This window comes from Deinococcus pimensis DSM 21231 (assembly GCF_000519345.1).
Classification (GTDB): Bacteria; Deinococcota; Deinococci; order Deinococcales; family Deinococcaceae; genus Deinococcus_A; species Deinococcus_A pimensis.
In genome coordinates, this window is sequence record NZ_KI912638.1 from 3,444 (window position 1) to 12,776 (window position 9,333).

Sequence of the window (9,333 nt, forward strand, 5' to 3'; positions counted from 1 at the left end):
TGGTCCGCCCGAGCTCCTCGCGGGCGAGCTCCAGCAGACGCGCGGCCTGCGCGCCGCTCTCGGGCCGGTCTCCGGGCGCCTTGGCGAGCAGGTGCAGCAGCACCCGGGCGAGCGGCTCCGGCACGGCCGGATTCACCTCCACCGGATGCGGGGGGGCCTCGTACACGTGCTGGTAGAGCACGCCCTGGTCGCTGTCGCCCTCGAAGGGGGGGCGGCCCGTCGCGACGCGGTACAGGACCGCCCCGAGCGCGTAGAGGTCGCTGTGCGGCCCGACCGGCTGGCCGCGAGCCTGCTCGGGAGCCATGTAGTGCGGCGTGCCGAGGGTGTACCCGGCGCGGGTGAGGTCGCGGGTACCCTCGCTGACGTACACGAGGCCGAAGTCCATGACGCGCGGCACGCCGTCGTCGCCGAGCAGGACGTTGTGCGGCGTGAGGTCGCGGTGCACGACGCCGCGCGCGTGCACGTGGTCGAGGGTGCGCGCGACGTGCACGGCCGCGTCCACGAAGCGGTCCACGCCGTCCGGGGTGTCCTCCAGGGGGCCGAGCGTGCTGATGGGCCCGCCGAGCAGCAGCTGCATCGCGAAGTACAGCCGGCCCGCGTCGTCGCGTCCGAGGTCGTGGATGGCGACGACGCCGGGGTGACTCAGGCGGGCGAGGGTGCGGATCTCGCGTTCGAAGCGGCGGCGGTCGCTTTCCAGGACGTGTTCGTGCAGCAGCTTGATGGCGACGTCGCGACCCAGGGCGGTGTCGTGGGCGCGGTAGACCTTCGCGCTGCCGCCCTCCCCGATGAGCTCGCCGAGCACGTAGCGTCCTCCGAGCCGCTCGGCGGCGGTGCGGCCGGTCTCCATGCGTCCAGTCTAGCCCAGCCTCACGTCGGCCTGGCGCGCGCACGAAAACGGCACCACGCCGGGCGTGGTGCCGTCCCCTCCCTCGGAGGGCTCAGTCGTCCTTGACGTCCTCTTCCTCCAGGAGGGCGCGGTACTCGTCGAGTTGCTCTCCCTCCCCGAGTTCCTTGGCGATCTTCTCGATGGCCAGCCGGACGACCTCGCTCTTGGAGATGAGGCGTTCCGGGCTGGACAGCTCGTAGGCGGTCTTCGTGAGGAGCGCGTCCTGTTCCTCCGAGATGACCACTTGCAAGCGTTTGCGTTCTTTCTTAGGCATCGACTGCCCCCAGGTTGGACGCGCCGACGAGCCGCGTCGGTCGCGGTGCTTTCACGTACGGACGAACACGCGTCCGCCCGCGTACGATGGCTCTCGTCGAGTGAGGCGACCTGCCCTGGGACGTCCGGTGAGGAGGGCCCTCGTGCGGCGCGGGTCAGGCCGACGTCAGCGTGAGCAAATTCAGCCTATCACGTAATGTGAGTAACCTCAACATAAACCACAAAAACAGCTATAGACGCCTTTGAGCACGATGTGTAAGATGCTGTTGAGCCTGCCTTTGGCCCGCTCACATCCCAGGCACACCCGGCGTTCCCCCAGGCGGGAGCTCCGTCAGAAAGGATACTCGATGCTCCAGCTCAGCCCCCTGCATATCACCGGCGGACAGCGCCTTCACGGCGAACTCATGGTCCAGCCGAGCAAGAACGCGGCGCTCCCCATCATCGTCGCGAGCCTGCTGAGCCCCGAGCCCGTCACCCTCCACGGCATTCCCCGCCTGTCGGACATCTACACCATCCTCGAGATCGTCGGACACCTCGGCACCCGTCACGCCTGGGTCGGCCCGAACACCGTCGTGCTGCACACCCCCGAGTTCACCTCCGTCGAGGCGCCCTACGCCCTCGTCAGCAAGATGCGCGCCAGCTTCAACCTCATGGGCGCCCTCATCGCCCGCGCGGGCGAGGGCAAGGTCAGCATGCCCGGCGGCTGCGCCTTCGGTCATCGCCCCATCGACCAGCACGTCAAGGCCTTCCGCGCGCTCGGCGTCGAACTCGACGAGGAGGGCGGCAGCTACCACGCCCGCCGTCCGCGTCCCCTGTCGGGCAGCTACGTCTTCGAGATGCTCACCGTCGGCGCCACCCAGAACGCCATCCTCGCCGCCGTGCTCGGCGACGGGGAGGTCACCCTGGAGAACTGCTCCATCGACACGGACGTCGTGGACATGGTGAACTTCCTCAACAGCCTCGGCGCGAACGTCGTGGGCGCGGGCACCAACACCATCACCGTGACGGGCGTGCCGCGCCTCACCGGCGGCGAGTACCGCGTCATCCCCGACCGCATCGAGGCGGGCACCTTCATGATCGCCGCCGCCGCCACGCGCTCGCGCCTCACCCTCACGAACATCAACGCCACGCACCTGCGCGCCCTGAGCAGCAAGCTGCAGGAGATGGGCGTCGTGATCCTCGAGAGCGGCGACAGCATGATCGTGGACGCCACCCAGGGCGAACTGCGCCCCGTGAACGTCACCGCGCTGGAATTCCCCGGCTTCCCCACGGACCTCCAGCCGCAGATCAGCGCGCTGCTCGCCACCATTCCCGGCACGAGCGTCGTCGTGGACAAGGTCTACCCGGACCGCCTCACGCACGTCGTGGAACTCAACCGCATGGGCGCGCAGATCGTCGTGAGCGAGCACACCCAGGTGATCCAGGGCGGCGCGCTGCACGGCGCGCCCGTGAAGGCCGCCGACATCCGCGCGGGCGCCGCGCTGTTCGTCGCCGCGCTCGCCGCCGAGGGCGAGACCGTCATCGACGGCATGCAGTACATCAACCGCGGCTACGAGCACCTCGCCGAACGCCTGCGCGGCATCGGCGCGATCGCCACCCAGGCGGAACCGGTGCTCGCGGCGGCGATGGACTGAAGCAAACAGAGACGCGGGGCGGCCATGGCATGAGGACCGGGCCGCCCCGCCCATGCGTGGAGAGACGCGTGGGCGCACGAAGCATGAGCGAGGGGCCGTCCCCGCCATGCGTGCAGAGACGCCTGAACGATCCAGGCAAGAGGACCCGACCGCTCGGGTCCGTTCGGGGACGGAGCGTAAGCAGGTCTGTCCCTACGACGCCTGAACGCGGACCGCTGGAGAGGGCAGACGGGGACGCCGGGACGCGCCGGGCAGGAGATTCGTTTCTCCTGCCCGGCGCGTTCGCGTGCGCCGCGAGCGGGCGTGGGCCGCGCCTCGTCCTTGACGTCCCGTCCATCTCATCCGTACGGATCCTTCGTCCAGACCGCGGGAACGTCGCGCGCGCCGCAAATGCCTTAGACTGCCCTCATGCTCTCCGGCAACCTCGCCGACTTTTCACTTCTGGACGTCATGCAGTTGCTGCTGACGAGCGGACGGACCGGCGCGCTGCGCCTCGCTCATCCTCGGGGAGGTGACGTCTGGCTCGAAGGGGGAGAGGTGGTGCACGCCACCGCCCTCGGCAGGTCGGGCGAGGACGCCCTGAGCCTCATCGCCAGTCTGCACGACGGGCAGTTCAACTTCGATCAGGGCGCCACCACCTCGGACCGCAGCGTCGCCATGCGCCGCGAGGCGGTCCTGACGCGCATGCTGCAGGAGGGCGACGCGTGGGCGCCCATCATCCGCGCGATGCCCGACTGGACGTCCCCGGTGCGCTTCACGAACGGCTGGAGCGACCAGACGCGCGTGACGCGCCGTCAGTACGAGGCGCTCTCGCTCGTGGGACGCGGGGACCTCGCCACGATGGTGCGCGCGTCGTCCTTCTCGCCGCGCGAGCTCATGGAGATCCTGCTGCCCTTCTGGCAGGCGGGCAAGCTGGAATACGGCGCGTAGGGATCAACAGCAGCGATGGGAAGAGCGAATGCCCTTCCCATCGTTTTTATTTATGGACTACCTTGAGGCAGTCGAATATTTCTTCGTAGATTGTCTTGGGGAGCGCCTTTTTACGCGCTAACCTTTGGAAAACCTCAAAGTTTTTTATAAAACCGTCAATTTTTTGAGCAAGAACCCTTCTACTTATAGGATCGTAGTCAAAGTCCCTTGAATGCTCTATTTCTATAAACAGGTCAAGCAGCATTTTGATTAGCTCCGCTTCAGCGTCAGGAGCGTTATAGTATACCAGAGTGTGGATTGGTGAACGGTTCTCCGAAGTTCTTATCTGAACTACTGCCTTTGATAGAGCAGTTTGGAGTTTATTTATAAAATAACGCTCCTCATCGGTAAAGGACTTGATAATATCTGCAGAAAAAAGACTTTTGAAATGCGAATTAAAGAACATAAACATGCTCCTAAATAAATGTGCGTCTAGAATAAATCAAAATAGCCGCACCCGCGTGTGCTACCCAACAAGAAGCCCCCGACCTGTGTCGGGGGCTTCCATTCCTGCCTTGGCGCTTACTTGCTGTTGGCGGGCGTCTTCGTCTCGCCCTGCGAGCCCGTGTCCGTGGGGCTCTTCGGCGCGGCGGGCTGCTTGGCCTTCTCGGCGGCGGCGCGCTTCTCCTGGGCCTTGATGACCGTCTGGAGGTTGTTGACGACCTTCACGCCCTTGAGCTGCGCCTGCACGAACTTCTGGCCCTCCTCGGTGCGCTTCTGCGTGAGGAGCTGCTCGCTGATCTGGCCCCGTACGTCCGCGAGGGACTTCGTCTCGGCCTTCACGAGGTCCGTGACGAACGCCACCACGAAACGGCCGCCCTGCTCCACGACGTCCGTGACGCTGCCCTCACCGGCCGTCGCGAGACGACCCGAGTCGAACACGGCCTTCTGCACCGCCGCGTCCAGCTTCGGCTGGCCCGTCGTGGGGTCCGCCTGACCGGCCGTGACGCTGCCACGCTCCGACACGGTGCCGCCCGCCTTCGACGCGGCCGCCGTGAAGTCCCCGCCGGACTTCACGAACGACTCGCGGAACGCGAGGGCCGCCGCGCGGTCCTTGAACGACGCCTCGGACACGTTCGCGCTGCCGGGCGTCTGGAAGGACGCCTTCTGCGCGGTGTAGTACGCCTGGACGTCCGCGTCCGTGACCTTCGCGTCACGTCCGCCGTACGCCTGCAGGCCCGCGAGGAGCTCCTGACGGCTGCCCGACAGGGCCAGGCCGAGCTTCTTCACGATGCCGGGCGCGGCGTACTGCTGCACGAGGCTGTCGAGCACCTGCGGCTTGAAGAAGCCGTTGACGAAGCCCTCGGCCTGCGCGCCGCCCTGCTGCACCAGCGACCCGAACGACGGGTTGCCGAGCATCGCGGACAGCACCTCCGCGTAGGGGATCTTCTCGCCGTTCACGGTCGCGACGGTGGGGTTGTTGTACGCCCAGGCCTTGTCGACCACCTCGACCTTCGCCTTCGATTCGAGGTCGTCGAGCCACTTCTCGACCTCGGCGTTCTTCTTCTGGGCCTCCACGGCCTTCAGCGCGTCCGCCTTGACCTCCGCGAAGGGCTTCACGCCCGCCGGGAGGTACTGCTCGACCTTCACGACGTAGTAGCGGTCGCCGCTCTTCACGACGTCCGTGAGGCCGCCCTCGGTGAGCTTGAAGGCCGCCGCGGATACCTCGGTCGGCAGGGCGATCGCCGTGACGGGCGTGACCTTGCCGTCCTTGACGGAGCCGAGCGCGCCGCCGCGCCCCTTGTTCTCCAGGCTGTTCTCCGACGCGAGCTTCGCGAAGTCCGCGCCGCCGCGGGCCTGCGCGAGGAGCTCCTCGGCCTTCTTCTGGTCCTTCACGACGATCTCGCGTCCGGCGATGCGCGCCTCGGCCTCGAAGGCCTGCGGGTTGAGCTGGTAGTACAGCTGCGCCTCCGCGTCGGTGGGCTTGGCGGCGCGCGCCTGGATCTGCTCGGCCTTCTTCTCGATCGCGGCGCGCTCGCGCAGCTGCGCGCGGAAGCTCGCGTCGGTGTAGCCGAGCTGCTGGAGGCGGTCCACCCAGTCCTTCGTCTTCGTGAGGTTGTTGCTCTCGCGGATCTGCTTGACCTGATCGGCGATCTCGCTGCGCGGCACGTCGATGTCCTTCGACGCCTGCGACAGCAGCACCTGACGCACCTGCTGATCCACGATGACGGTGCGGAAGTCCTCGCCGAGGACGCCGTCACGCGTCAGGGACAGCGTCGGGTTGGACTGACGGACACGGTCGAGCTCCTCGGCGGTGACGGTCTGCCCGTTCACCTTCAGGGCGGGCGTGCCCTTCGCGCCGCCTCCGAACAGGTTGAGGCCGCCCGAGCCCGGCAGGTACTGGATCACGAGCCCGGCGGTCAGCAGGAGGCCCAGGACCACCAGCAGCACACGTACGACGACTTTCTGATTCACTTGACTTCCTCCTGAAGTGCGTGCTAGTCTTGCCGCGCCCTGCGCCCGTAGCTCAGCCGGATAGAGCGTTGGCCTCCGGAGCCAAAGGTCACAGGTTCGAATCCTGTCGGGCGCGCCACCAAAAACACCACCCGCGGGTGGTGTTTTTTGATTGCTCTGGCCACACGCCGCAGATTCTAGCACGCGTTCTCAAGGACTGATGAAGCGGCCTTGAGCGCCCGGACGACGATCCACACGACGTCCACACGAGCTCGCGCCCACGGGCGCTCACCCCGGTCCGGGGCCGTGAGGATCACGAGAACGCCCTCACGGGCGCCCCGCGCCCGGCCCGACCCCGCAGGAGGTCACGATGAACAGGTTCCAGCAGGCCCTCTTGGCCCTTCCCGGCTCCTTCCAGGGCGCCCCCAGCCACGAGGGCCCCTACGGCGTCCTCGGGCTCGGCGAGGGCGCCCTGCCCGCCGAGCTCCTCCAGAGCCTCGTCTCGCGCCGCCTCACCAGCAGCGGCACGCAGTTCGTCCTCGCGAGCCGGGACTGGGAGGCCGCCGCCGAGGACTACGTCGGCATGGCCGAGGTGAGTGGCGCGCGGGTCGCGAGGCTCGGTCAGGGCGACCTCTCGCGGCTCGCCGGGCTCGTGGAGCGCGGCGTGCTCTCCACGTACCACTACGCCCAGTGGGTCGCGACGGCCACCGGCCACACCCATGAAGCCGCCGAGGCCGAACGCGTCCTCGCGGACCTCGCGGCGCGCTGCGCGCCCGACGTGGAGGAAGGCAACCCCGCCCGGGAGCTCGCGTGGACCCTCTGGACGCGCGCGCCCCTGCTGCTCGCCCCGCAGGGCGAGAACTTCCTCGTGTGGGCCTGGCAGACGCTGCTCGCCCGCGTCGGCAAGACCCTCGCGATCCCGGTCGAGCGTGACGCCCTGTACGTCGTCACGGGCGCCTTCGAGGCCCGCCACGAGACCGGCGACGGCCGCGTCGCCCTCATCCTCGGAGAGGAGGACGAGGAGATGGCCCTCGCCCGCGAGGTCCTCCAGACCCGCGTCGACGAGGTCGTGACCGTGCCCTTCCCCGAGGGCAGCGAGGGCTACGCCGGGAGTCTCGGCCTGTGGTACTTCGGCCTGTGGGTCGCCGCGTACCTCGCGGAGCGCTACGAGCAGAGCCCCGAGGACGCGAAGGCGCTGCGCGAGGTCCTCGCGAGCCTGGAGCAGGACCGCGCCCGCGAGTCGCGCGGCGACCTCAACTGACGCGTCCTCATCGCGGAGAAGGGCGGCCCGCGGGCCGCCCTTCCTCGTTCAGCGCGGGACCGTCAGCTCGCGCAGCCGCTGGATCAGGGGCCGCAGCCGCGCCCGCTTGAGCTTCAGGGCGGTGCGGTTGACCACGAGACGCGCGCTGGAGTGCAGGATCGTCTCGACCTCCACGAGGTCGTTCGCGACGAGCGTCGAGCCCGTCTGCACGATGTCCACCACCGCGTCCGCGAGCCCCGTGAGCGCCGCGAGCTCGATGTTCCCGCTGAGCTTCACCACCTCCGCCGCGAGGCCACGATCCTCCAGGTAGCGCGCCGCGAGCAGGGGGTACTTCGTCGCGACCCGCAGGATCGGCGAGGTCGCGCCGCGCTCGCGGATCAGGGAGAGGCGGCAGCGCTCGAAGCCGAGGTCGAGCGGCTCGTACACGTCACGGCCCGCCTCCAGCAGCACGTCCTTCCCGACGATGCCCGCGTCCGCGACGCCGAGGTCCACGTAGGTCGGGACGTCCTGGTTGCGCAGCTCCAGCAGGGTCACGCCGCCGTGCGCGTCCTCGAAGTGGTGGCGCAGCGCGCGGCTCTTCTCGGGCGCGCGGACCTCCAGGCCCGCCTCCGCGAGCAGGTCCACCGCCGTGGAGAACAGGCGGCCCTTCGGGAGGGCCAGCGTGAGCCGTGTGGCCGTCACCTCGGGCGCGCTCACGCGAGCACCTCCACGTCCTCGAAGCCCCCGCCGCGCGCCACACGGAGGATGCCCCGCGTGCGCGCGTACGCGGCGAGCTCGCGCGCGTCGTCCGTCCACGCGAGCTCCGCGCGCAGACCCGCCGCGTGAGCGCGCCACGCGTCCTCCACTGTGAGCGCCAGGACCAGCTCGCCCGGCTCGGGCGGCGACCCGAGCGCCGTCGTGAGCTGCTCCAGCCCCAGCGCGAAGCCCGCGCCGGGAATGCCCGCGTCGTAGCGTCCGCCGCCCAGGATCGGGTTCGGGAAGCCCGCCTGGTACGCGCGGAACGTGAAGCCCGTGTAGTACTCGTAGCGGCGCGACATGCCCAGGTCGAAGAGCAGTTCGCCGCCGTACAGCGCGGCGATCTCCGAGAGCCGATCGAGCGCGGCGCGGGCGCGCGGCCCGAGGTCCAGCGCGCGCGCCTCGTCGAGGACCTCCGCGCCGCCGTACAGCTCCGGCAGGGCCTCCAGCGTCGCGAGGACGCCGTCCGGGGCGTCCTCGCCGAGCGCGTCACGAATCTCGGCGGCGGCCTTGCTGTCCACCGCGGCGTGCATCGCGCGCCTGCGCCCCTCGTCCACGACGACGTCCTCCAGCACCGCGTCCACGAACCTCGGGTGGCCCAGCTCCAGCTGCGGGTCGAGGCCCACGGTCCTGAGCGCGCCCGCCGCGACCTCCAGCAGCTCCGCGTCCGCGCGGGCGTTCGAGACCCCCACGAGCTCCACGCCGAGCTGCGTGAACTCGCGCAGGCGGCCCGGCTCGCTCGTCTGCTGACGCAGCCACAGGGCGCCCGCGTACTGGAGCCGCAGCGGGTACGACACGTCCGGGAAGCGGGCCCGCACGAGCCGCCCCACCGCCGTGGTGAACTCGCTGCGCAGCGCCAGCACGCTCCCGTCGCGGTCGATGAGCTTGAAGGCCCGCGCGTCCTGCGGGTGCGCGTGGTTCTGGTACTCCAGCGCGGGCACCCCGACGCCCTGGTACCCCCACGACGTGAAGAAGGCCTGCAGTTCCTGAATGAGACGCTGCCGCCAGGCCCACTCGTGCGGCAGCACGTCCCGCGTTCCGACGGGAATGATCACGCGCCCTCCGGCGCGACACGTTGAATCAGCACGGTCGAATTCCTCCTGCCGGACGCCTCGGGCGTCCGGTCGCACTGCTCTATACTCGGCCCATGCGCCGCGCACCGCAAGCCCCACGTCACCCCG

The 9,333-nt window shown here is 69.1% G+C and carries 9 protein-coding genes and 1 tRNA gene; 4 read left to right on the forward strand and 6 right to left on the reverse strand.

Translation table 11 applies throughout. From position 1 onward, the window contains the following. Nucleotides 1–847 (reverse strand): serine/threonine-protein kinase (locus DEIPI_RS30070; RefSeq protein ID WP_157463593.1); only part of this gene is annotated, 847 nt, incomplete at its 3' end. Between the two features lie 91 nt (nucleotides 848–938). Continuing rightward, a complete protein-coding gene (locus DEIPI_RS0110200; protein ID WP_027481715.1) occupies nucleotides 939–1,160 on the reverse strand; it encodes a hypothetical protein in 222 nt (73 codons plus the stop codon). A gap of 346 nt (nucleotides 1,161–1,506) precedes the next feature. Here DEIPI_RS0110200 and murA point away from each other — a divergent pair, with 346 nt between their 5' ends. Further along, nucleotides 1,507–2,793 carry a UDP-N-acetylglucosamine 1-carboxyvinyltransferase gene (gene murA / locus DEIPI_RS0110205; protein ID WP_027481716.1) on the forward strand — a complete coding sequence of 429 codons (1,287 nt, stop codon included), beginning with the start codon at nucleotides 1,507–1,509 and terminating at the stop codon, nucleotides 2,791–2,793. A gap of 408 nt (nucleotides 2,794–3,201) precedes the next feature. Further along, on the forward strand, nucleotides 3,202–3,723 hold the full coding sequence (locus DEIPI_RS0110210; RefSeq protein ID WP_027481717.1) for a DUF4388 domain-containing protein: 522 nt from the start codon (nucleotides 3,202–3,204) through the stop codon (nucleotides 3,721–3,723). A gap of 46 nt (nucleotides 3,724–3,769) precedes the next feature. Here the strand turns inward: DEIPI_RS0110210 and DEIPI_RS37650 are convergent, their stop codons facing one another. After that, nucleotides 3,770–4,168 (reverse strand): hypothetical protein, encoded by a 399-nt coding sequence (locus tag DEIPI_RS37650; protein WP_157463592.1) that lies wholly within the window; start codon nucleotides 4,166–4,168, stop codon nucleotides 3,770–3,772. 116 nt (nucleotides 4,169–4,284) lie between these two features. Continuing rightward, on the reverse strand, nucleotides 4,285–6,177 hold the full coding sequence (locus DEIPI_RS0110215; protein WP_027481718.1) for a peptidylprolyl isomerase: 1,893 nt from the start codon (nucleotides 6,175–6,177) through the stop codon (nucleotides 4,285–4,287). A 41-nt stretch (nucleotides 6,178–6,218) separates the two neighbouring features. Here DEIPI_RS0110215 and DEIPI_RS0110220 point away from each other — a divergent pair. Both DEIPI_RS0110220 and DEIPI_RS0110225 read left to right on the forward strand, forming a co-directional pair. Further along, nucleotides 6,219–6,295: transfer RNA gene (locus tag DEIPI_RS0110220), tRNA-Arg, on the forward strand. A 231-nt stretch (nucleotides 6,296–6,526) separates the two neighbouring features. Continuing rightward, a complete protein-coding gene (locus tag DEIPI_RS0110225) occupies nucleotides 6,527–7,417 on the forward strand; it encodes an SIS domain-containing protein (protein ID WP_027481719.1) in 891 nt (296 codons plus the stop codon). A gap of 48 nt (nucleotides 7,418–7,465) precedes the next feature. Here DEIPI_RS0110225 and hisG read toward each other — a convergent pair whose 3' ends face one another. Both hisG and DEIPI_RS0110235 read right to left on the reverse strand, forming a co-directional pair. Continuing rightward, nucleotides 7,466–8,113, reverse strand: a complete 648-nt coding sequence (gene hisG / locus DEIPI_RS0110230; RefSeq protein WP_027481720.1) for an ATP phosphoribosyltransferase — start codon at nucleotides 8,111–8,113, stop codon at nucleotides 7,466–7,468. Continuing rightward, nucleotides 8,110–9,207, reverse strand: a complete 1,098-nt coding sequence (locus tag DEIPI_RS0110235; protein ID WP_027481721.1) for an ATP phosphoribosyltransferase regulatory subunit — start codon at nucleotides 9,205–9,207, stop codon at nucleotides 8,110–8,112. The genes hisG and DEIPI_RS0110235 overlap by 4 nt, the downstream gene beginning before the upstream one ends. Nucleotides 9,208–9,333: the final 126 nt, after the last annotated feature.

What these genes read in the sequence shown, in the direction of transcription:
- DEIPI_RS0110225 (WP_027481719.1), top strand. Translation starts at nt 6,527, where the DNA reads ATGAACAGGTTCCAGCAGGCCCTCTTGGCCCTTCCCGGCTCCTTCCAG.
- murA (WP_027481716.1), top strand. Translation starts at nt 1,507, where the DNA reads ATGCTCCAGCTCAGCCCCCTGCATATCACCGGCGGACAGCGCCTTCAC.
- DEIPI_RS0110200 (WP_027481715.1), bottom strand. Translation starts at nt 1,160, where the DNA reads ATGCCTAAGAAAGAACGCAAACGCTTGCAAGTGGTCATCTCGGAGGAA.
- DEIPI_RS0110210 (WP_027481717.1), top strand. Translation starts at nt 3,202, where the DNA reads ATGCTCTCCGGCAACCTCGCCGACTTTTCACTTCTGGACGTCATGCAG.
- DEIPI_RS37650 (WP_157463592.1), bottom strand. Translation starts at nt 4,168, where the DNA reads ATGTTCTTTAATTCGCATTTCAAAAGTCTTTTTTCTGCAGATATTATC.